The organism is Staphylococcus schleiferi, assembly GCF_025558325.1.
Taxonomy (GTDB): domain Bacteria; phylum Bacillota; class Bacilli; order Staphylococcales; family Staphylococcaceae; genus Staphylococcus; species Staphylococcus schleiferi.
Genome location: NZ_CP094712.1, coordinates 423,373 through 445,762, shown reverse-complemented (window position 1 = coordinate 445,762; position 22,390 = coordinate 423,373). Strand labels below are relative to the sequence as shown.

Annotated in this window: 21 protein-coding genes; 3 read left to right on the top strand and 18 right to left on the bottom strand. The window is 36.7% G+C overall.

Features of this window, described 5'->3' with window-relative positions:
• Positions 1 to 67: 67 nt before the first annotated feature.
• The 3 genes from MUA40_RS01850 to cidR all read right to left on the bottom strand — a co-directional run bounded on the left by MUA40_RS01850 (position 68) and on the right by cidR (position 2,151).
• Complete coding sequence (locus tag MUA40_RS01850; RefSeq protein WP_262569781.1) at positions 68 to 754, bottom strand: LrgB family protein; 687 nt, start codon at positions 752 to 754, stop codon at positions 68 to 70.
• Positions 751 to 1,143, bottom strand: a complete 393-nt coding sequence (locus tag MUA40_RS01845; protein WP_016426107.1) for a CidA/LrgA family protein — start codon at positions 1,141 to 1,143, stop codon at positions 751 to 753. Before MUA40_RS01845 ends, MUA40_RS01850 begins: the two co-directional genes overlap by 4 nt.
• 78 nt (positions 1,144 to 1,221) lie before the next feature.
• A complete protein-coding gene (cidR, locus tag MUA40_RS01840; RefSeq protein WP_016426106.1) occupies positions 1,222 to 2,151 on the bottom strand; it encodes a cidABC operon transcriptional activator CidR in 930 nt (309 codons plus the stop codon).
• 158 nt (positions 2,152 to 2,309) lie between these two features.
• On the opposite strand from cidR, the gene MUA40_RS01835 reads away from it, so the two are divergent.
• Positions 2,310 to 3,539 carry an MFS transporter gene (locus MUA40_RS01835; RefSeq protein WP_016426105.1) on the top strand — a complete coding sequence of 410 codons (1,230 nt, stop codon included), beginning with the start codon at positions 2,310 to 2,312 and terminating at the stop codon, positions 3,537 to 3,539.
• 164 nt (positions 3,540 to 3,703) lie between these two features.
• Here the strand turns inward: MUA40_RS01835 and MUA40_RS01830 are convergent, their stop codons facing one another.
• From MUA40_RS01830 to MUA40_RS01770, 13 genes are all read right to left on the bottom strand, one after another.
• Positions 3,704 to 4,903 carry an ATP-grasp domain-containing protein gene (locus tag MUA40_RS01830; protein WP_167732622.1) on the bottom strand — a complete coding sequence of 400 codons (1,200 nt, stop codon included), beginning with the start codon at positions 4,901 to 4,903 and terminating at the stop codon, positions 3,704 to 3,706.
• Positions 4,900 to 6,147, bottom strand: a complete 1,248-nt coding sequence (locus MUA40_RS01825; protein WP_016426103.1) for an ATP-grasp domain-containing protein — start codon at positions 6,145 to 6,147, stop codon at positions 4,900 to 4,902. Before MUA40_RS01825 ends, MUA40_RS01830 begins: the two co-directional genes overlap by 4 nt.
• 18 nt (positions 6,148 to 6,165) lie before the next feature.
• Positions 6,166 to 7,851: a hypothetical protein gene (locus MUA40_RS01820; protein WP_016426102.1), complete on the bottom strand. Its 1,686-nt coding sequence runs from the start codon at positions 7,849 to 7,851 to the stop codon at positions 6,166 to 6,168.
• Complete coding sequence (locus tag MUA40_RS01815; protein ID WP_016426101.1) at positions 7,851 to 8,111, bottom strand: ferredoxin; 261 nt, start codon at positions 8,109 to 8,111, stop codon at positions 7,851 to 7,853. Before MUA40_RS01815 ends, MUA40_RS01820 begins: the two co-directional genes overlap by 1 nt.
• A 211-nt stretch (positions 8,112 to 8,322) precedes the next feature.
• On the bottom strand, positions 8,323 to 8,745 hold the full coding sequence (locus tag MUA40_RS01810; RefSeq protein WP_016426100.1) for a universal stress protein: 423 nt from the start codon (positions 8,743 to 8,745) through the stop codon (positions 8,323 to 8,325).
• A 220-nt stretch (positions 8,746 to 8,965) separates the two neighbouring features.
• Positions 8,966 to 9,868 (bottom strand): CobW family GTP-binding protein, encoded by a 903-nt coding sequence (locus tag MUA40_RS01805; RefSeq protein WP_016426099.1) that lies wholly within the window; start codon positions 9,866 to 9,868, stop codon positions 8,966 to 8,968.
• Positions 9,869 to 10,414, bottom strand: a complete 546-nt coding sequence (dcd, locus tag MUA40_RS01800; protein ID WP_126496090.1) for a dCTP deaminase — start codon at positions 10,412 to 10,414, stop codon at positions 9,869 to 9,871.
• A gap of 599 nt (positions 10,415 to 11,013) precedes the next feature.
• Positions 11,014 to 12,702, bottom strand: coding sequence for a teichoic acid ribitol-phosphate polymerase TarL (gene tarL / locus MUA40_RS01795; RefSeq protein ID WP_016426097.1), 1,689 nt, complete (start codon positions 12,700 to 12,702; stop codon positions 11,014 to 11,016).
• A gap of 25 nt (positions 12,703 to 12,727) precedes the next feature.
• Positions 12,728 to 13,756 carry a ribitol-5-phosphate dehydrogenase gene (locus MUA40_RS01790; RefSeq protein ID WP_016426096.1) on the bottom strand — a complete coding sequence of 343 codons (1,029 nt, stop codon included), beginning with the start codon at positions 13,754 to 13,756 and terminating at the stop codon, positions 12,728 to 12,730.
• A complete protein-coding gene (locus MUA40_RS01785; protein WP_016426095.1) occupies positions 13,749 to 14,465 on the bottom strand; it encodes a D-ribitol-5-phosphate cytidylyltransferase in 717 nt (238 codons plus the stop codon). Before MUA40_RS01785 ends, MUA40_RS01790 begins: the two co-directional genes overlap by 8 nt.
• Before the next feature lie 629 nt (positions 14,466 to 15,094).
• Positions 15,095 to 16,810, bottom strand: coding sequence for an urease subunit alpha (gene ureC, locus MUA40_RS01780; RefSeq protein ID WP_155976534.1), 1,716 nt, complete (start codon positions 16,808 to 16,810; stop codon positions 15,095 to 15,097).
• Entirely contained in the window at positions 16,807 to 17,163 is a 357-nt protein-coding gene (ureB, locus tag MUA40_RS01775) for an urease subunit beta (RefSeq protein ID WP_016426093.1), read from the bottom strand. The genes ureC and ureB overlap by 4 nt, the downstream gene beginning before the upstream one ends.
• A gap of 11 nt (positions 17,164 to 17,174) precedes the next feature.
• Positions 17,175 to 17,477: an urease subunit gamma gene (locus MUA40_RS01770; protein WP_016426092.1), complete on the bottom strand. Its 303-nt coding sequence runs from the start codon at positions 17,475 to 17,477 to the stop codon at positions 17,175 to 17,177.
• Positions 17,478 to 17,718: 241 nt separating this feature from the next.
• Between MUA40_RS01770 and yut the strand changes: the two genes are divergently transcribed.
• The gene (gene yut, locus MUA40_RS01765; RefSeq protein WP_016426091.1) at positions 17,719 to 18,642 is read left to right on the top strand and encodes an urea transporter; all 924 of its coding nucleotides are present in this window, start codon (positions 17,719 to 17,721) and stop codon (positions 18,640 to 18,642) included.
• 104 nt (positions 18,643 to 18,746) lie between these two features.
• Here yut and MUA40_RS01760 read toward each other — a convergent pair whose 3' ends face one another.
• Together MUA40_RS01760 and MUA40_RS01755 are read right to left on the bottom strand one after the other, a co-directional pair.
• Positions 18,747 to 19,688, bottom strand: a complete 942-nt coding sequence (locus MUA40_RS01760) for a cation diffusion facilitator family transporter (RefSeq protein ID WP_016426090.1) — start codon at positions 19,686 to 19,688, stop codon at positions 18,747 to 18,749.
• An 86-nt stretch (positions 19,689 to 19,774) separates the two neighbouring features.
• Positions 19,775 to 19,909 (bottom strand): hypothetical protein, encoded by a 135-nt coding sequence (locus MUA40_RS01755; RefSeq protein WP_016426089.1) that lies wholly within the window; start codon positions 19,907 to 19,909, stop codon positions 19,775 to 19,777.
• A gap of 331 nt (positions 19,910 to 20,240) precedes the next feature.
• On the opposite strand from MUA40_RS01755, the gene lip reads away from it, so the two are divergent.
• Positions 20,241 to 22,142, top strand: coding sequence for a YSIRK-targeted triacylglycerol lipase (gene lip, locus MUA40_RS01750; RefSeq protein ID WP_016426088.1), 1,902 nt, complete (start codon positions 20,241 to 20,243; stop codon positions 22,140 to 22,142).
• The last annotated feature ends 248 nt before the right edge of the window (positions 22,143 to 22,390 follow it).

Sequence of the window (22,390 nt, the reverse complement as noted above, 5' to 3'; positions counted from 1 at the left end):
TATTTATCAATATAAAATTAAAAAATCGTCATGGCATGTAGGGGTAGCCATGACGATTCTTTATTCATTAATAGAACAACATCAATAAGATTGGAAGCATAACGGAACTTAAAACGGCAGATAAAATCATGCCGATTGAGCTAAATGCGCCCGACTCTAAGTCCATCTCTAAAGCACGTGCAGTACCAAATGCATGAGAAGCATTCCCAAATGTCATCCCACGTGCGATAGAAGTTTGAAAATTCGTCATGCGCACAAGTGTTGCACCGATCATACTTCCGACGAGACCAGTAGCAATAATAAACATAATTGTCACTGTATCTTCGCCGCCGAGCTGATGTGACACTTGCACTCCGACCGCGGCTGTAATCGACCGGGGTAACAAAGTCACGATAACTTCGCGACCGTAACCGAGTAACTTTAAGCTAAAATAAATTAGGGAAAAGTTTAAAGTGACCGCAGTTAACACACTCACGAAGATGGTTTTGAAGTATTTTAAAATCTTGTGACGATTTAAGTACAATGGAAAAGCCAAACAAACAACGGTAGATCCGAGTAATTGATTAATCCATTGTCCTCCAACCATATAACTGTGATAATCGAGACGAAATAAGAGTAATATCATAATGACACTTATAGATGTGATTAAAACAGGGTTAAGAATAGGAAAATTAAACTTTGTATATAGTTTTCTAGACAGTATATACATCACGACTGTCAACGCAATCATTGCAACGCCCTGTAAAAACATCATGATTGCTCATGCCCTTTGCGAAATACACGTCCTGTTGTCATTTTTTCAGCAACTAAACCGGAACTATAAGCGACAAGTATAGTCCCTAAAACAACAAGCGAGAAAAAGACAACGAAGTTTAAATTTAATTCAGAAACCACATCCATCACGCCTATCACAGAAGGAATGAAGAAAAACACCATCGTAGCGAGTAGAAAATTTGCGCCCTCTTTAATCCATTCTACTTTCACGATTTTGAACTGCAGTAAAATAAAAAATAGGATTAATCCAACAATACTTCCTGCAAGTGGGATGTGAAATAATTGTTGAATCCCGTTACCTAATAATGTAATGCCGTATATGATGAGTAATTGTGATAACACTTTAAAACACTTTTTCAACTTAATCATTTCATCCACCCTTCTCTTCATTCGAATGATTCTATTGTAAAGGGTGATGATACATAAGAAAAATATTGGTTTTTCATATCAATCATTACTTTTTTCTATGATAACGCTATCTCCTTGTTGTGCCAATGGCAGATGGATATTCAGGTAATCTAAAAAAGTTTTAGTGGCATGGTTAAGGTGCACATCTTTTTTCCATATCACGCCCATCTCCCAATCTAAAGTGACATCACTCAGTTGTAAGACTCTGATTTCTGGATTCTGAGCAATGATACGCACGATGTTCTCAGGCAAAATACTAATCCCCATCTTGGCAGTAATTAAATGCTCAATAAAACGCCATTGCGAAATTTTAGAAACAATATGCGGAACGAACCCCGCTTGGCGCGTTACCGCAATGATTTTATCATTCAAATAAAAATCCTCGTTAAACATCACAAAATCTTCGTCTTTTAAATCAGAAATTGTCACACTTTGTTGGTGTGCTAACGGATGGAGATGATGCATCACCACTTCAAAGCGCTCTGAATAGAGTGGGAATGAATCGAATTCTTGGTTATTTACTGGTAAGGACGTTAACCCTAAATGGATATCATTGTTTCTCACTTGAGCTTCAATCGTTTTCCCGCCGTTCTCATTCAGATTAAAAACGACATCCGGATACTTTTGATGAAATTCTCCCAATACTTGTCCAAATCTTTCCATATCCATAATGGCAGATAATCCAATAGAAACATAACCTTTCTCTATTCCAAGTAAACTACTGATTTCAAAAGGTAAGCTATCATATAAATTTAATATTTCACACGCTTTATTAAAGAAAACTTCACCCACATCTGTTAAGCTCAGTTGCCGCTTCGAACGATCAAATAATGGCTCTCCTAATTCTAATTCTAGCTCTTTGATTGCCTTACTAATTGTTGGCTGTGCAATATACAATGTTTCTGCTGCACGTGTCATCCCTTCTTGACGTACAACTTCTACAAAGTATTTCATTTGTTTGATATCCAAACGATAACCCTCCATTCTTTCTCTTTATTATAGCCCAATGCCTCTTAAAAATTGTAACGTGCACAACGGTCTCACACAAATTTTGACACGCTTACACTTTAAAGGTAATATAATACTAATTTTACATATTTTTTATCTTATAAAATGGAGATATGCTTATGACATTACCTAAAAATGTGAAGTTGCGTTTACTCATGTTGTTTATTCAAAATGCCTCAGTGAATGCCGTGTTTCCGTTTATGGCATTATTACTCACGCACTATTTAGGCGGTAAAAAAGCCGGACTTATGCTCATTGTCGGAATTTTATTAAAGTTTAGCGGGTCGATTATCGGTGGCTATTTGAGCGACCATTTACCACTTAAGAAGCATGTCATCGCTTGTTTAACGGCAATGAGTGCACTGCTCTTTCTAGGTATGGGGGCTGTATTGGCTCAATTAGAAGGGGCACAGTCATTTCAATTATTATTTTTGGTTTTCTTGGCTTGTTACCTTCTCAATGAGCTCTTTACTGCCTTAGCCAAACCGATGTACAATGCTTTAGCTTTAGATAGTATTGACGAGACAAACCGACAACCCTATGCCCGCTTTAAGTATTGGATTTCGAACACCTCTACTGCACTCGGGATGCTGATTGGAGGATTATTTTACAGCTCGTTCAAAGTGTGTTTATTTATATTGATTTTTATTTGTTTGACTTTGAATGTGTTGATTCTCTATTTTGGTGTACAAGAAGCGCGACGCACAATCAGTCATCCATCAGCACGTCGCTTTGTGGCGATGTTTCAACGTTATCAAGTGGCATATCGGAATCGACCCTTCGTCTTATTGCTTATCAGCAGTATGCTCATATTAAGTGCGGAAATGTCACTCTCATCCTATGTTGCAGTGCGTTTAGAACATCAATTCAAAACGTTTCAATTGTTTGGCTTTCCGATTGATGGTGTCCGTATGTTTTCAATATTGTTATTAATCAATACTTTGACGATTATTAGTTTAAGCTTTGCGATTTTACATTATTTCAAACGTTTCAAAGTCGCGACCGTTTTAAATATTGGCTTTCTCTTTTTCGCAGGAGGCTATACTGTCGTTATGAGTAATAACCACGCAGTCGTCCTCGTTATCTTCATGTTGATGGCCACAATTGGCGAAATTTTGTTCACGCCGACTGTGGAAGCAGAAAAAATACGGTTTATTCCTGCCGATACACGTGGTGCACATTCTGCACTAGACAGTTGGGTACCGATTGGTGCAGAGCTCATATCACGGCTATTTTTAATCATTGGTACGGTACTCACACCACTTATGATGTCAGGTTTAGTTTTGGCAACAGTCGTAATAGGCTTTCTATTATTACTCTCAACCGTCAAACGTTATGAGGCGGTTTGAAAAAGTCCACATTTAAAAGGCTGGGATGCATTTAAGTTTTCCCAGCCTTCCGATCGCTTTTTTAAACGATGCCTATCACAAATATAAAAACCACACTCAATCTCCCCTGATCAACTGATGTGTATGCATGATCGTAGGTTATCATTGCGTGCCGTTGCATACAATCATTTCCACTGTACTTCTTTCTGATACCACGCGATGACTTGATCAATACGCGCAATCAATGTTGCCTCATCTTCTCCTTCGATGACGACTGACATGATATGATCCACACTTAATTGCGCTGCGCCAAATGATTGGCCTGGTGTCGCTTTAAGAGATTGAAAAAGCACCCAATCTTCATCTAATTGTTGTTGTATCCCTTGAAATGTCGCATTTTGGGGAGGTAACAAGATGAATCCGCCATACCGTTGAATTTGTGTGTGGCCATCTACCTCATCTGCACGCCCTGTTTGTAAGTAAAGACTCATTTGATTGAGCTGCATTCCGATGGCATGTTCTAACGTACGACCGATTTCACCACCCCCTGTACGACTTGCAATTTCACAAAAATAGATGTCATTCGTCGGTGTCACGAAAAATTCGGCATGAAACGATCCGTTCGGCAATGTCGGTAATGCCGCAACGACTTGCTTCACTTCTTGCTGTAGCGCTTGACTGAGTGAATTATCTGCCTTCAACATATAACTCGCTAACGGCTGATGATCTTTAAATGCTAAACATCCATTGTAATAGTGCGAAACATAGGCACACTTCACTTCTGCATTGTGAACAAGTCCATCGACATGATACATTTCCCCATCAATAAACTGTTCTATTTCATATCTTCCGATGTCGGGATGTGTCTGCAAAAACATGTCAATATCCTGTTGTTCGCGTGCAATCACGACATCTGACGAACCTGAGCCATCAATCGGCTTGAGCACGACAGGATAGCCGTACTTTTCTACAAATCGTTGTATGTTCGCGCCGTCTATCGCTTTATCAAAGTGGGGTATTTTTACTGCCGTGCTTTGTAACAACTGTTTCATTAGCACTTTATCCCGATACGCTTCTGCACTGATTAACGACTGCCCTTCTATTTCCAACAACGCTCTAATTTTCGCTGCTCGAATGACGTCAAATTCCGAAATCGATAACACATGTGTAATGTTATATTGCGCACTTAATTCGAGCGCACGCATTTCAATGTTAGGATTTACCATATAATGTTCAAAGGCTTCAATACGCAAATAGTTTTTATCAGCATAACTGTCTTTTTTCTCAGCTGGACAAAATAATATCATTTGTTCTGCTGTATCCGGAAACCATTCATCATAAGGTGTTTTTGCATGCTCCGTACTTGATAACATGAGTATTGTCATTCCACAACCACCTCAATCACTTTATGAATCCAATCAATTTTTTGGCGAAGCGCTTCTGTCGTCTCACCTTCTAAAACGATATTGAGCACAAAGCAACTCGAAAAATGTTCCGGTGGCATGACGATAGCATCACCAACATTTTTTAACGGAATGACATAGTGCACGCCAGGTATTTCAACTAAGCGGTCAAGCCCTTTAATCCCTTGAAATGTTCCGGCTTGCTCCGCCATGACGCTATAAAAACACATTTTCTTTGACGTTTGATCAAAAATAGGCCAATTTTCAGTCACATCATTTCCGACTGACACATCCAATATTTTTTCAATAAACGAATGACCTGATGCACCTGGAATTAAATGTGACGTAATGAAACCGCCCCCTGGTCTTGCTGCTGCTTCGATGACTTTAAAACCATCTTTCGTAGCTCTACCTTCCAGATGAAATGCACAGTGGTCAATGCCTAAACTTTGAATGGCTTGTGTCGCTTTCGTCTTAATCTCTTGTTGCAAGGTAGCATGTTTATCAGACGGAAAAATCGCAATGTACTCCAGTGAATATTCAGGTGTGACCGCTTTGTCCGTAATCCCTGCAATGCGTACTTCTCCATTTTGTACGACACCTTCAACCGACACTTCTTCACCGACAAGATACCCTTCATAAATGTAATCATTCGGATAATAAGAATACACTTTGTCACGTTCTGGTGATGTCGCATGACGTAAAGTTTCGTACACATCATCAATACATGATTCACTTTCGATTTTAAAGATTCCTTTACTTCCCGAAGCGCCAACTGGTTTCAATATCCCTGGCGTCCCAATGCGTGCAACAGCTCGACGAAAATCATCTTCACTGCGCACATTTTCAAAAGTAGGTGAAATATCAGGCACTTGATCGAACGCTACACGCATTAAGTATTTGTTACGTGCATTTTTGACATGCGACATCGGAATACCTGGCAATTGTAAGCGGTCATTTAATTGCGCAACCAATTCCACATCTTTATCCGACCATGTCAGTATCCCGCTCAACGGTTGTTTTTGATGATACGCAAGCACTGCTTCAACGACTGCTGTTTCATCATATGTATCGATTTCAATCACTTCATCTAGTCCACTGTCAATCAGTTGTGGATCATGGTCTATCATCAATACAACACGATACCCTTGTCTTTTTGCCTCAATTATCGGCGCAACGCGCTCTACTTTGTGACTTCTCAAATTAATAAATAGTAATGTTTTCACGCACTTCACGCTCCTATATTAAATCTTTGTATATTGCTGTTGATACCATTTACGATCATATGCCGTCATATCAAGTTGACTTTGATGTTCACGACAATAATCAAACCACGCTTGATAGAGTGCACCAACAACCTCTTTGTAATAAAGCGCTTTCATTAAGTCTATTTCAGAATACATCACGCCAGACGTTTTCATCAACCGTAAATCATAATAGGCATTTAACGTATACGGTAGACATAGAATTGTCCCCGGACAACGTATCGCATGTTTCACATTTGCATATACATGCCCTTGATGATGCTGATTGCTCCATTCGGTAATGTCACTCATCACTGGTGGAAAATAGTAATGCCGTTGAATCCGATGCCGCTCATTCAAAAAATTCCCCGGTGTATAGTGCCAACTGTTGTATTCCATGCGTTTACTAATCGCCGTTAAAATACCTGCCAACTTTTGGCCTTGATTGAGAAAAGCTTGTTTCATTTTGTCACTCGGTATCGCACAACAAAAATAAAATTGCTGTTTCCATTCAAAAATTGTTTCTAACTGATGGTGTTTTAATGCATCATTATACATCCATGGCTGTCTAAAACCTCGCGTCATTCCCACATCTGAATCCGTTGCCCGTATCGCATAACCTACCATTTTTTCAAGCAAAGTTTGGATCACCGTAATATCCGGATGTTGCGCAATATAGTTTATAAATGCGTCTTGATACGTCTCTTCTGACGACATCCTTAATATTTGTGCTAATTCATTCTCCATCGCTTCATCATGATACAGTCCAACTTTTTGCTTGTTTAAAAACTGTTCTTGTTTATGTAAGTTGAGGCCGTTAATTTTTCGGTAAATGACATAGTTTTCCGCAACTTTTTCACGCAACTGACATATCAATCGTGCTTTCGCTAAAAGAGATTTGGGTATAGGTTTGGAAGGCGTATCCGTCATTTCATGATAAATCGCTAACTTTTCTTCTAAATATTGGGATAAATAATGCAGTGAAAAATGAACACCATTCACCTCTTCTCCTCTAGCAGGCGGACCGGATTGCAACAATGTATAGAGGTTAAAAATAAATATACGTTCATCTCTTGTCCACGTACCCTTATTTTTCTCAGCCAAATCATCTAGTAAAAAGCGTGCGGTATCACCTTCTAAGCTTTTAAGTAGATTATTGTAATGATAAAACGTCGTATACGTATGCCCGTTATAATACAGTAATACCGGTGCCATAAAATCCACTTTTTCTTTAATTGCATCAATGACTCGTAACACGTCTTGCGGTTGTAAATGCCGGAAAAAAGGAACAACTTCTGATTGATAACGCAACATTTCCTCCGATTGCAAACGTGTCGTCAATTGTTCAATTTCAGACATTGCTTCTGGCGTCAATGAAAAATAACCCCAAACTTTCGTATAGTCATCAGTGAAACTCGGTCCTAAGTGAAGACGCCCATAGGCTGACATTCCAAAACTGATGGCTTGCTTTGGATTTGATGGTTGTTCATCTGTAAATACACACGTCGCATGCGCCAAATGTTGATAAATCGCCCATTGTTCAAAATTCAAACTTTGTCGTGCAATCTCAAGTGGAATTTTACCATCCAATGTTAGCATCGTTTCAATCACTTCTATCGGTTGCTCGAGCTGTGTCACCTTTACGTGCATTTCTTCCAACAACTGTTCAAAACCTTTTTGCTTCATTAGAATTCCTTCTCTCTGTCTAATATGATCGGTAACGAAAAAGGCTGCTGTCCCACTATAATCGCTGACGTGGGACAATTTTCAACTGCATCATCTAAATTTTCTAAGTCACATTCAGGTATATGCGCCGTGCCACTATTACAATCTAAACACATGTACGCTATCCCTTGAGCATCATACCGAAACAATCGGGGCGCCGCAGCACCACAAGCTGAACAAGAAATACACACTTCTCTGTCTACATACGCATAATAATGCATCAACTTCCCTCCTTATTACTCGAATACAAATAAAATGTATATTATATTCACTTATTACTATTATTTTTTTATATTATATCCACAAAGTAATATAGAGTCAATATGGTAATTCCGCTTATTCCAGCAATTCCACGAAAAAACCCTTCAAACAACGAATGTCTGAAGGGAGAAACTACATTATAACCATATCATTTACTGAAGTTATTTATTATTATTTTATAATCATTACAGGGATATTGACACGTTTCGCAATTTTATGTGTAACATGTCCTAACACGTGCTTAATTTCAACTTCGGAACGTTTGTTACTCATGACTACAACGTCATAGTCTGCATTTTCAACTTCATTGACGATTTCTTTCGTAGCTGCGCCTGTCGTAAACTTGACATCATATTTTAAGTTGGCATCGTCTAAAGATTTTAAAAATGGTTTCATTTCATCTTTTTTCTCTTCAACAACTTCTTCAAAATGTTTGCCTTGATAGCGTACATAATTTGCAAGTTCCGTTTCAGAAATAACATTAAAAACGACAATTTTATATGCAGAATTTTCACCTGTTAATTTCACTAATTGCTCAGGTACATTTTTAAAACTATTTCCGAAATCAAATGGAACTAGAATATTTTTAAACATATCCAATCCCTCCTCATTATTAGCATTCCCCAATATATTAAATAACAAACAATATAACTGAGAAATAAATACTTCTATCACATTTATTCTATCATTATGATAACGCTTTCTCAAATAAGACGAATAATCTAATCAATCGAAATTCAAATTAAAAAAGCACAATGCGAGTAGCCGATAAGATCTCGACGTTCACATTATGCTTGCGTTCATCTATTCATTTTTAAGATGCGAGCTCCATTACATCAAACGTATCGGTAATTTCTTGATAGTCCAAATTATGGCCCACCACAATTAAATATGGCTTCATCGGAATCGGACACGGCTTGATTTCTAAGTTTCCAAGTGTATATTGAACAACACAAGGATTCTCACAATCTTTAAGATATACAAACCCTTTTATGCGATAGATATCTTCTAAACCTTGTAGCCCTTCAATTAAAGCTGTTTGTTGGACAGGCGCATCGAATTCGTACATCAAGTGTGATAATTGCCCATGATGATGCACACTAGAGCGCTCATTGACTTGACACTGTGATTGATGTTGGACTTCGTTTAAAGTCAGCTCTCCGTAACTTGTTAAAATATAAGGAATATTCGGATATGTTTGCTGAATCTCATCCACCACAGATAACAAGGCCTCGTTATTTAATAAATCGATTTTATTTAAAATCAAGTGACTGCAGTAGCGAAACTGTTCAAATATTAAATGATGCACGGACTCTGGCAATTCTTTTTTCTCATAATAGGCTGCTACGTCAACGAGACCTAACATCGTAATATCTTCAATATAAGGCGCAAGCACAGGGGTCATACATGCATCAAAGACCCCGATAGGGTGTGCCACTCCACTACATTCAACTAAGACAATATCAGGTTGGTACGATAGATACAGCTCGTGTAATTGTTGCGATACATCTTCCTTCAACTCACAACAAATACAACCATTGACGAGGACTTCCATTTGAACATCTTCTGTAACAAGATGTTCGTCCACACTTCGTGCACCAAAATCATTCATAATCACAGCCGGTTTCAAATGATTGTCAAGAGCATCTTGGACTAAATAATTGAGCGTCGATGTTTTTCCGCCACCTAAAAAACCTGATAATATGACAATATCCATCTAAATCCCCCCATCTTTCATCCAATCACGGAATACTCGACTTCCCGTTGTGGTTTGCTGACCTTGATACTTACCATGATAAACAACTTGGGGTTTCGTTTTCGTTTCAGCTAAAACAATTTGACAGATTCTTTGACCTTGCTCAATTTCTAAAGGGAAATCATTCGCATTATATAATTCTAGCGTAATCTTTCCTTCAAATCCTGGGTCGACCCATCCTGCGTTTTGAATAAAGAGACCTGCACGACCAATTGAGCTTCTACCTTCTATAAAGCCAGTTAATTGTTCTGGCAAAGTAATGTATTCTTCCGTTGTCGCTAAAATAAATGCATGTGCAGGAACAACGACATGCGACTGATTGATCGTTTCGTAATCAATCGGCTCGCTCATCCGCTGCACACCCTCTTTAGGTGGGAGTGGCTTTAAAAAATGTTGTCCTAACGTGAGGTCAACAGAAGCGGGTTCAATATGTTCTTCTACTAATGGTTCGATTTTAAGCATGTTGCGTTTTAGATATTCCTTTATATCATTATCTGACAATATCACGCTCAACACCTCTATTTCTTTATAATCAATCATTATTTTTCTGAAAATTTATAGCCTAAATAATTTACCATGTATAGAAAGTTCATACAAGCATTTTAAAGATTCAAATGGTTTGGTCTGTTTTCAATTTGGAGAATTATCACAAAAAATGAAAAATATACGATAATTTGCACAAATATCAATTTATTGCGTTGTTTTCAGTTCTCTTTTGTATATGTATTCCATGGCTCAGATCGCTTTGACTGCCAATAGATAATCCTTCACTTAACAAAAGGATTAAAAAAATATACCCTACTCTGTTCAAATTTAAACTCATTTTATATATTTTAAAGACTTAATTTTTAAAAATCAAAAATATCACCATACAAATACAAAGAATCGACATCTCATTCTCTATCATTTAGAGCCGTTATCAAATAAAAAGGGACAGTCACTGAAATTGTCCTCTAGTTATCTTCATGAAGTAACTTAAAGATTAAAAATTAACAGTAAAGAAGCTTATTGTATTTCGCTTCTTTACTGCTTTTCTTAGTAATTTAATTCTTATTAAATTATTCCTATTTCTTCTAAAGCGAGTAACTTTTTTACTGCAGAATTAATTACGCCCCAAAAAGATCTCTTACGACTCTTTCACTTGATCTTCCATCCTGGAATTTAAAATGCTTATCTAAGAAAGGTGCAACCTTTTCGATTTCAAAATCTTCATTTTCTAATGCAGTAATTAATTCATCAAAAGACTCTACAATTTTTCCTGGAACGAAAGATTCATAAGGCTCATAAAAGTCTCTTGATGTAATATAGTCTTCTAAATCAAACGCGTAAAATAACATAGGTCGCTTAAATAATGCAAATTCATATACAAGTGAAGAATAATCACTAATCAGAATATCTGTGATAAATAGAATATCGTTGACTTCTCTAATTTGCGATACATCTAAAAAGTATTGCTTATATTCTTTAGGTATATTTAATCTATTCTTTACAAATGGATGCATTTTAAATAATACGACCGCATTATTTTCACGACAGTAACGTGCAAATCTTGAAAAATCAATTTTAAAGAAAGGATAGTGGGCAGTTGCGTGACCATTCCCTCTAAAAGTAGGCGCAAACAAAATAACCTTCTTACCTTTTATCATTGGTAAATCTTCTTTCATTTTAGCAACTACTTTTTCTTTATACTGCTCGTCGAAGAAAATATCAGTTCTAGGCACTCCAGTTGGAATGACATTTTGTTCTTTTATTCCGAATGCTTCTCCATAGTATAATATGTCATTTTCAGAAGCAACATATGCTTTTGTATAGTTTCTATGATTTGGTGAATCAAAGAATGGTCCACCTCTTTTACCCGCACGACTAAACCCTACAGTTTTGAAAGCACCTACAGCATGCCAAAGTTGAATAATTTCTTGAGTCTTTCTAAAATTAACCGTGTAAATTAAAGGGTGAAAGTCGTCAACAAAAATGTAATCTGCTTTCCCTAGTAAATATGGCAGTCTAAATTTATCAACATAACTTCTTCTCATAGAAATGTGTGGTTTAAATATGTAGTGAATATCATACTTTTCATCTAATTTACGTCTCAACATTTCATCATAAATAAATTTGAAATTTCCTGACATGTTTGATCTAGAGTCTGATGTGAACAAAACTGTATTTCCCTTTTTTAAATGGAAAAATTTAGTCACGTTAAAAATCGCTTTGAATAAAAATTGACGCACATTATATGATTTTTTATTATAGCTCTTTTTATATTCGCTTATTTTTGTGGCTAATTTACTTTTAGGAGGAATAGGTTTGTTAAATTTGATGTCTAGAACAAATTCATTGACCTCTTTCGACATTTTAGGAGATACAATGTAAGTCGTTTTCTGAGAGGTACCGCCTTTTTTGAATTCATACTTATAATGATTGAGCAAGAAATTATTCTTGTCATTTGTTGTTTCCAATGAATTGTATGTCTCTAATTCATCTTCTTCTAAATTATAATTTTCAGGCTCTAAAAGTTTTTCATTGATATGAACAATGTATTCAAAGTCATCTTTAAAAATTAATAAATATTGGTCTGCTGGTAAGTAATTACCATTATCTAAGATAGCTATATTAAAACGGATTTTAAATTTATTCCCATCTATTTCTACACCATTAGCTTTTACTTCAGTCGTTTCCGTAAAATTTCTTAATACAACATTTTTGCTTTTAATTTCGTAATTTTCAGCGTGCCCTTCAATAAATAGTTGAACTCGTTCCCAATAGATGTTATCTACTTTTAATTTATAATTACTCAAACCCTTTTTTCACTCCTCTATACGATTACAACGTCCACTTAATTACTGTCTTGCCCCATGAAGTCGCTAAGTCTTTTTCGAATGCATCCACGACATCATTAATGGTCTTCACATCAAATTCATTACCTTTTAATAAAGATAACTTTTCAACTACATCTGGATTATTTTTATATAATTCCGCAATATCTTTAAAATCTTGTGCACCGCTTCTACTGCTTCCGAACATTGTTAAACCTTTCTCTAGCACTAGTCGCGTATTTACTTCTATGGAATACTCACTAACACCTAATAAACTGATTGTGCCCTCTGGAGAAATTAAATCAATGATTTGCTCAACTGCAGATTGACTCCCTTTGCCACCTACACACTCAAAAGCATGATCAAATGTTAAATCACTTGGTATTTCATCTATATGGTACACTTGGTCAACGAATGAAAAATGACTTAACTTATAATCAGTCTTACCGAAAACGTATAACTTAGCTTCGGGATAGAGCTTGTGAAGTAAAACAGCTGTTATATAACCTAAGTTGCCATCGCCCCATATACCAAAACTACTTTTGTAAGCATGTGATTTTCGTGAAAATCTCTGTATTGCGTGCCAACTTACACTGACGAGTTCTGAGTAAGCAATTGTACTTAAATCCTCAATACTTTTATCAATTTCCACGACTCGGTCATGATCCATAAATATATAATCTTGCATGAAACCATCAAAACCACTCGATCTAAATTTACTACTAGGTAAATAGTTTTCAGCAATTACTTCATCTTTTTCAATCGGCGTATTAGGAACCATGATGACTTTAGTTCCAATTTTATAGATGCCTTTACTGTCGTATACGACTTCACCTACACCTTCATGTATCAAAGACATTGGAAGTTTCTTCTTTAATACCTTTTCATTTCTGCTTCCTGTGTAATATCTTTGATCAGCTGCACAAATAGATAAATATAAAGGACGTACAACTACTTTGTCACTTTTAATGTTTTCATTATTATATGTCACTTCAAATTGTCTAGGCGCTACAAGTTGGTATACTTGGTTAATCATTTAGCATCCCACCTTTGATGATTGAATTTGCGACTTTAAGATCATAAGGTGTCGTAATTTTAATATTATAAAGTTCACCCATGACTAATTTAACTTTCTTATTGTTCACTACGAGTATCTTACACGCATCTGTTAATATTTTTTTATCTTCACTAGATAAATCGTTGTAGCTATTTTTCAATAAATTAATATTGAATGACTGTGGTGTTTGTCCTTGATACATTTCATTTCTAATAGGTATTGTATTGATTGAATCGCCATCATTTGACGTAATGATAGTATCTGTGGCAGGTATAACTGTATCCACTGCGCCATATTTAAGTACACCTTCTATATTTTCTTTAATAATTCGGTGTGTTAAAAATGGTCTTACAGCATCGTGTGTCACAATGACATCTTCATCTGTAATACTTTTTTCTGCTTCTATCGTCTTTATAATGTTCATAATCGTTTCATTACGATCTGAACCGCCTTCAATAACTTTGATTCTCTCATCATCAATATGATGTTTTTTAAGTATATCTTTAGTATGTGAAATCCATTTTTGTGGTGTTGCAATAAAAATCTCATCAAACATTGATGTTAATAGAAACTTTTCTACTGTATGAATAAGAATAGGTTTACCATCTAAATCTAAAAATTGTTTAGGCAAAGGAACATTTCCCATTCTTGACCCTATTCCACCAGCTAATATTCCTGCATAAATCATTTAAACATCTACTCCCTACCTTAAAATTTATTCAATGATTATCATAGTATTAGTAAAAGTATATTTATTATTAAAACGCTTTCATATAAAAACTATTAGAATTTTTAAAATCCTTATTTTAGACGCTATACACGCGTTTATAACACATTATACATTATTAAAAATATATTGCAAAATCATCTATAGGAATATCCATCATAAAAATCTAATATATTAATATATAACTAATAGACTTTTATAAAAAAATAATTTTTTATATTAAAGCAACTCATTTTGACAATCTATACTTTAGTTAGCCAGCATTCAAAACGTAGATTTATACTTAAGATGATGGAGGGTTTCTTAAATTTTTTGATAATCTTAAAGTCTTTTTTTCAATATAAAAAAGCAGTGAAACGTTTGTTAGTCTCACTGCAAATCTCACTTTGGTAGCGTTAGAAGTATTTATGACGAAATAGGTGAGGGAACAGGGTTAGTCGAAGTCTACAAGATGGGCCTGCCTCCTCGAAAAGCGAAGTCATAATGAAGTTTTATAATAAAAAAGAAGCGCTAAGACGGTGATCTATTAAAAATCATCTTAGCACTTATTATTTTGAGTTTGGTCTTCAGCCCGACCTAATATAAATTAGTTAAAATAAAAAGTAACGTTGTGCCAACGGAAGTTCTGTGGCCGCTTCACTTGTAATTTTATTGCCATCTACAAAGACTTCGTACGTTTGTGGATCGACATCAATTCGTGGCATCGCGTTATTATTAATCATATCTTTTTTAGAAAGATTTCGTATGTTATGTACAGGTTTGACCTGTCGTTTTAAATCGAGCTGACTGCGAATATCATCGTGATATGCCGCTTGAGAAACAAAGGTGATTGCTGTATTTTGTATATTACTGCCATATTGACCATACATACGACGATATTTTACCGGTTCAGCTGTTGGAATGGATCCATTCGCATCTCCATTTGCGGCGACATGAATCATGCCGCCTTTAATGACCATTTCTGGTTTGACGCCGAAGAAACGCGGATCCCATATCACTAAATCAGCAAGCTTTCCTTCATCTACTGAACCCACATAATCAGAAATCCCATGTGTTATCGCAGGATTTATCGTATATTTGGCAATATAACGTTGGATTCGGCGGTTATCATTGTGTTCTCCATCGCCTTCAAGCGGGCCTCTTTGCTGCTTCATTCTGTGCGCCACTTGCCATGTGCGTATGATGACCTCGCCCACACGGCCCATTGCTTGGGAGTCGGAACTCACCATACTAAAAACGCCCATATCCTGTAAGACATCTTCTGCAGCAATGGTTTCTTTACGAATTCGAGAGTCAGCAAAAGCCACATCTTCAGGAATTGAAGCATTGAGATGATGTGTAATCATTACCATGTCCAAGTGCTCATCAATCGTATTATGTGTGTACGGTAAGGTTGGATTTGTAGAAGACGGCAAAATATTCGGATAAGATGCTGACTTTATCAAATCAGGCGCATGTCCGCCTCCCGCACCTTCAGTATGATACATGTGGAGGACTTTATCACCGATAGCTTTCATCGTATCTTCCATGAATCCTGCTTCATTTAGTGTATCGGCATGTAACGCAATTTGAATATCATATTCGTCTGCAACTTCTAATGCATGTCGCAATGCAGACGGTGTGGCACCCCAGTCTTCATGAACTTTCAAGCCAATGACCCCAGCACGTATTTGTTCTTCTAGTGCTTCATGGTTTACCGCTTGGCCTTTCCCAGTAAAACCGATATTCAGTGGTAAACCTTCTGCTGCTTGAAGCATTCGATGGATATACCAAGCACCTGGTGAAACTGTTGTAGCATTGGTGCCTTCTGAAGTTCCTGTACCACCACCAATGTGCGTCGTAATGCCACTTTCTAATGCAACCTCTGCTTGTTCAGGGCTAATAAAGTGCACATGCGTATCAATTCCGCCTGTAGTTACAATGCGACCTTCTGCTGCGATGACATCTGTTGAAGCGCTAATAATGATATCAACGTCATCCATAATGTCTGGATTACCCGCTTTACCTAACTTCATAATACGACCATCTTTCACACCAATATCACATTTAATCACTTTGTTATAATCAATGACCACCGCATTGGAAATGACAAGATCTGCAACTTGTGGATGTGCTCTTGTAGCATTTGGATTTTGACCCATACCATCACGAATGGACTTGCCACCACCAAAAGTGACTTCATCACCATAATTGGCATAATCTTTTTCTACTTTCGCAAATAAATCTGTATCTGCAAGACGAATCGAATCTCCTACTGTCGGCCCATATAAACTGGTATATTGCGCATCTGTCATTTTAAAACTCATTTGTCTTCACTTCCCTCTTCGACATTTGGTGGTGTCACCTTTGATCTATCAATCGGGCCATCGACAAGACCATGAAAACCATAAATATGTTGACGTCCAGCGTAACGTACAAGGTAAATTGTCTTTTCATCTCCAGGTTCAAAACGCACAGCAGCCCCTGCAGGAATATCTAAATGTTTTCCGTAAGCATCGTCACGATCAAACGCGAGTGCGGGGTTCACTTCATAAAAGTGAAAATGTGAACCGACTTGAATAGGACGATCACCCGTATTTTTTACATTGAGTTTTGTCGTTTCTCTGCCTTTATTGATTGTAATTTCTGACTTTTTAACAATGATTTCACCAGGTTTCATGTTTATTCCTCCTATACAATGGGATGATGAATGGTTACCAACTTTGTGCCATCAGGAAATGTGGCTTCTATTTCAATGTCAGTCACCATTGCATCAACACCCTCCATGACATCATCTTTTGTTAAAATTTCTCTTCCATAACTCATTAATTCGGCGACAGACTTGCCATCTCTCGCCCCTTCTAAGATTTCATAACTAATTAAGGCAACTGCTTCAGGATGATTTAATTTTAGCCCTCGTTCTTTTCGTCTACGCGCTAAATCTGCTGCGACGACAATCATCAACTTGTCTTGCTCTCGTTGTGTAAAATACATGTCAGTCCACTCCTTAACAATGTAAAAATAAGTGATTACGCCTCTCATTATAGATTCTTCGAAAATCACTTTCAAACGATAATGCTATTTTATAAAAGCTTTCAACTATATTTTATTTTATAATATATTTCTTTCATTACTTTTAATATTATCGTAATATAGTGGTTATATACGCTGTTAAAGTGGTAAAGTTAAAGCATATTCTGAAACAATATCACGAGAGAGAAAGGCGTGAAAAAACATGCCAACATGGATACATACTTTTTTCAAAAACATCTCCCAAGTCGTGCTCTTAGAAAATACTTGGACAGGTCTCATTATTTTAATTGCGTTATGGATTGGCAATTGGAAAATTGGATTCGCCGCAATGGTCGGTAGCTTGCTCAGTTTATTAACCGCCCGTTTTTTTAATTATACCGAATCGGAAATCCAAGCAGGCCTGGCTGGTTTTAATCCTGTATTAATTGCTATTGATTTAACACTTTTTTTAGTATGGTCTTGGCAAAACGTGATGATTATTTTAATTTGTATTTTACTTGCAATGCCAATTGCTCAAGCAATTAAAAACTTCTTAAAGCCTTTACATTTGCCAGAGCTGACAACGCCATTTGTCGTTCTAACATGGCTCGTTTTATTAATGTCTCAACAGTTTAAGTTTATCCAAACGAATGTAGCGGTCTTACCATTAACCTCTCACATTCACATTGATTTAAATACACCTTTCCATCCAGTGTTTGCTTTTTTTAACAATGTCAGTCAAATTTTCCTTATTGAACATGTGTTAAGTGGGCTTTTAATTGTCATTGCTTGTTGGATTGCTTCTCGACGTGCTGGTCTCTATCTCCTCATAGCGAATTTATTAGGTTTACTTCTTGAGTTCTTTATGGGCGCAGATATCGGTAGTCTTAATGAAGGTCTGTTTGGCTTCAACTTAATGCTAACCGTCATTGCAGTTGGTGTTACATTCCGTTCAAAAAGCCATTTTCATCCCATACTTGTCTTTTTATTGGCAGTTATAATGACACCGATGATGTATGCAGCCACTGCAACATTCTTTGAACCTATCGGACTTCCTGCGTTAACATTCCCATTTATTTTAGTGACGTGGACACTGTTACTTGCTGGTCAAACACCTCCTCCAAATCGAATTAAAACCTCCTCATAAAAAAAGCGTCAATCGCCGCATCTAAGTTAAAAACTCAGCATGCTCGTATTGACGCTTTTAAAATCAAATACATTTCTCTAGTTATGTTAAATTAAACGCGATATCTATTCATTTTTCACTTCTTCAAAGTAAGCTTCATCTAAATGATTGATCACTAAATGTTCAATTTGCAGTGTCGTATGTGCCAAACCATATTTTTCTTTCAACAATGTTTCAAGCTTATTAATTGTTTGATACGCATCCACACTACTTCGACTATCCAAAACGACGTGAGCACTGAGTGAATAATGCTCTGTCGTAATTGACCATAAATGGAACTCATGGACGTCTAACACTTGATTAACAGATTTCATCGTTTCCATAATTTCATCGGTATCTAAATGTTCTGGTACAGATTCCATTAAAATCAACCAGGCATTATGCATGATTTTATACCCGCCACGCAAAATCACCAACGCAATCACCATACTCAAAATGGGGTCAATTAACTGAATACCTGTAAAGTAGATTAATACAACTGCAACAATGACACCGATTGAATTTAACAAGTCTCCCATAAAATGCCACAGCGCACTTTGGATATTAATATTATTTTCGCTCTTCAATGACCGCACTAAAATGATGGTTAGTACTATATTTACAATTAAGCCAATTGTAGCAATGACAAGCATTAAACCACTTTCTACAGGCTTTGGAAAAATAATACGGACAATCGCTTCATAAAAAATCCATGCCGAAATCACTGCCAATGCCAAACCATTTAAAAAAGCAGCGAGAATTTCGAAACGCAAATACCCAAATGTATATCGTGCAGTAGGTTTTCGACTCGCAAAATAGACAGCAAGCATCGATAAAGCAAGTGCAAAGACATCGCTTAACATATGGAACGAATCTGATAATAACGCTAGCGAGTTGGAAATAATCCCTCCAGAAAATTCAACAACTGTAAAAAAGAGCGTAATAATGAGTGACAACCACAAAGTCATTTTGGAATGCGTCTGTTTTTTTCTATGCTCCACGTGATGAAAATAGTTTCCTCTTGACATCATATCCCTCCTTGATAATTTTTCTCATTGCCCATAAACGACACGAGGTGAATACGGTCTCACCGCATTCACCTCAATTTTTTCGACTAAGCTTTGAAATTGTCATTCATTATTTCTTCATCTTGCTGATATTGTTGGTATGACAAGTATGCCACACCTGCTAGCACTGCTACTGCAATACCGCCAAAAATGTATGCAGACAATTTATAACATTGTTTCATAATATAAGCCTCCAGTTCATTCTATTCTAACATACCACTGTGCCAACAACTACAAACACGCTTTAGAAATATATTCTTTAAAAAACATCTATTTTTAAAACAACAAATATTTCAAGGTACTTAATTAAAAAAAATTTGACAATTATTTGAACTTAATGTATTATTTATATATCCTTTTTGAAAACCCTTTCAAAAAGAAAAATTATAAGGAGGCGTTTATATGTCGGTTTATTTAGCGCAATTACTTGAGTGGTTACCTCGCATACTGATCAATATCTTTATTTAACTTTGGCTAACTTTTACAAACAATATTCAAATGAGGTGGGAAAAAATGAAACAAAAACATGTCTACAGCATTCGTAAATTTAAAATCGGGGCATCATCAGCTGTTATTGCTTCTTTCTTTTTCATCGGGCTATTACAAACGCCTGTTTCAGCTGAATCTACATACGGGGGTCAAGAACCAAGTGACGCTTCTCATCAGGCACATACCCAATTAGAAAAACAACAGCAAGCTTCTGATGAAGAATCACAAAAATCTTTAAAAGATACAGAAACACAATCAAATAACGATGTATCTCAAGCACAAAGTGAACGAAGTACAACCGAGAAATATAACGCTCAAACGCAAACCGACGAAAACGCAACCGCTCAAAACAATCAAAAAGAACATGCATCTAACCATGACACGACAGCACCTGCACCATTGACGCATGCTACACAAACTGAAAATCATGTCAAAACACCTCAAGTGTCTCAACAACCTTTGAATTCTCCTGTCAAAGCACCTACTCAAAAAGCATCAAATGAAAATACACCTTCAACGACACCATCAGATGAAAAACAAACAGAAAGCAAGCAGACCGTTCAACCTACATCATCTGCAACTTACGCTGTAAAAGATGAGAAAACGGCCGCGCCTCAAACACTCAAATCAAATGAATGGACGAAACCCCATGTCGGACAGCCTGTCAAAACGGATTTAACTTCTACAAAAGAACAAGAGAAAGCGACAACTCAAACGCAAAGTCGTCAACGTCAAGCTGAAAAGTTAAATGAACAACCCAGTCAAAAAGCGAAACAAAACTATTATAAAAACCAAGAACCAATTGTTTTAGTTCATGGCTTTAACGGCTTTGTGGATGATAAAAATCCTACTGTCCTCTCACATTATTGGGGTGGAGAAAAGCTCAATATTCGTCAATATTTAGAAGAAAATGGCTACAACACTTATGAAGCAAGTGTCAGCGCATTTGGTAGTAACTATGACCGCGCTGTAGAACTGTATTACTACATAAAAGGTGGTCGTGTTGATTACGGTGCAGCGCATGCAGCAAAATATGGACATGCCCGTTACGGTAATACGTATGAAGGTATTTATAAAGATTGGGAACCTGGCAAAAAGATCCATCTTGTAGGTCATAGTATGGGTGGTCAAACGATTCGTGTGTTAGAAGAATTACTCCGTAACGGTAGTCAAGAAGAAATTGAATACCATAAAAAACATGGTGGCACAATCTCGCCTTTATTTGAAGGTGGACACGATAACATGGTCGCTTCAATTACGACTTTAGGTACGCCTCATAACGGAACACACGCAGCGGACTCACTCGGTAATGAGCCTATCGTAAGACAATTTGTATTTGATTTCGCAGCTGCATTAGCTAAAAATGATGCGCGTGTCGACTTTGGTCTTAACCAATGGGGACTTAAACGTAAACCTGGCGAAACAGATAAAGCCTATACTGAACGCATCAAAAATAATAATAAACTGTGGAAAACAAAAGATACTGGTTTTTATGATTTAACACGTGAAGGTGCAAGTGAAATCAATAAACATACTTCACTCAATCCAAATATCGTTTATAAAACTTATACAGGAGAAGCGACACACGCAACGCTATCAGGTAAACAAAAAGCAAATCGCGATCTATTTTTAACATTTGCTTTAACGGCTAACGTTATCGGTAAAGCTCCTGAAAAAGATTGGCGTGTCAATGATGGTCTTGTCTCTGTTGTTTCTTCTCAACATCCATATAACCAAGCATGGACAAACGCTACAGACCAAATCCAAAAAGGCATTTGGCAAGTGACACCAGTCCTTGAAGGTTGGGATCATGTCGACTTTGTCGGTCAAGATACGAACGATACGAATCATACACAAGAACAACTTCAAAATTTCTGGCTTAAACTTGCAGATGATTTAGTTAAAACAGAAGAAGTTGTAAAATAACAAGGAGGCGATGCATAGTGAGTGGAACACCGTTAGAGTTATTACTTTCTTTATTTAAAGTATTAAGAAACGTCTTTAAATTCTAATCTCAAAATGAAGCGCTAGGGTTTTTACGGTTGGTGTGACTACACATCGACCGTTTTTTTGTGTGAGATACGCTTGAATCATCTGAGCTCTATATTATCATGCGGACATAAGAAACCAATATCTTATAAAAGTGCAAAAACATTGAAATGACTAGGACCACA

Coding starts and splice junctions, on each gene's coding strand:
- MUA40_RS01785 (WP_016426095.1), bottom strand. CDS start 14,465: ATGATTTATGCAGGAATATTAGCTGGTGGAATAGGGTCAAGAATGGGA.
- MUA40_RS01835 (WP_016426105.1), top strand. CDS start 2,310: ATGACATTACCTAAAAATGTGAAGTTGCGTTTACTCATGTTGTTTATT.
- MUA40_RS01790 (WP_016426096.1), bottom strand. CDS start 13,756: ATGATTAACCAAGTATACCAACTTGTAGCGCCTAGACAATTTGAAGTG.
- MUA40_RS01810 (WP_016426100.1), bottom strand. CDS start 8,745: ATGTTTAAAAATATTCTAGTTCCATTTGATTTCGGAAATAGTTTTAAA.
- MUA40_RS01845 (WP_016426107.1), bottom strand. CDS start 1,143: ATGATTAAGTTGAAAAAGTGTTTTAAAGTGTTATCACAATTACTCATC.
- MUA40_RS01770 (WP_016426092.1), bottom strand. CDS start 17,477: ATGTATTTTACACAACGAGAGCAAGACAAGTTGATGATTGTCGTCGCA.
- lip (WP_016426088.1), top strand. CDS start 20,241: ATGAAACAAAAACATGTCTACAGCATTCGTAAATTTAAAATCGGGGCA.
- ureB (WP_016426093.1), bottom strand. CDS start 17,163: ATGAAACCTGGTGAAATCATTGTTAAAAAGTCAGAAATTACAATCAAT.
- ureC (WP_155976534.1), bottom strand. CDS start 16,810: ATGAGTTTTAAAATGACAGATGCGCAATATACCAGTTTATATGGGCCG.
- MUA40_RS01760 (WP_016426090.1), bottom strand. CDS start 19,688: ATGTCAAGAGGAAACTATTTTCATCACGTGGAGCATAGAAAAAAACAG.
- MUA40_RS01815 (WP_016426101.1), bottom strand. CDS start 8,111: ATGCATTATTATGCGTATGTAGACAGAGAAGTGTGTATTTCTTGTTCA.
- yut (WP_016426091.1), top strand. CDS start 17,719: ATGCCAACATGGATACATACTTTTTTCAAAAACATCTCCCAAGTCGTG.
- MUA40_RS01805 (WP_016426099.1), bottom strand. CDS start 9,868: ATGGATATTGTCATATTATCAGGTTTTTTAGGTGGCGGAAAAACATCG.
- MUA40_RS01820 (WP_016426102.1), bottom strand. CDS start 7,851: ATGAAGCAAAAAGGTTTTGAACAGTTGTTGGAAGAAATGCACGTAAAG.
- MUA40_RS01755 (WP_016426089.1), bottom strand. CDS start 19,909: ATGAAACAATGTTATAAATTGTCTGCATACATTTTTGGCGGTATTGCA.
- MUA40_RS01830 (WP_167732622.1), bottom strand. CDS start 4,903: ATGACAATACTCATGTTATCAAGTACGGAGCATGCAAAAACACCTTAT.
- MUA40_RS01850 (WP_262569781.1), bottom strand. CDS start 754: ATGATGTTTTTACAGGGCGTTGCAATGATTGCGTTGACAGTCGTGATG.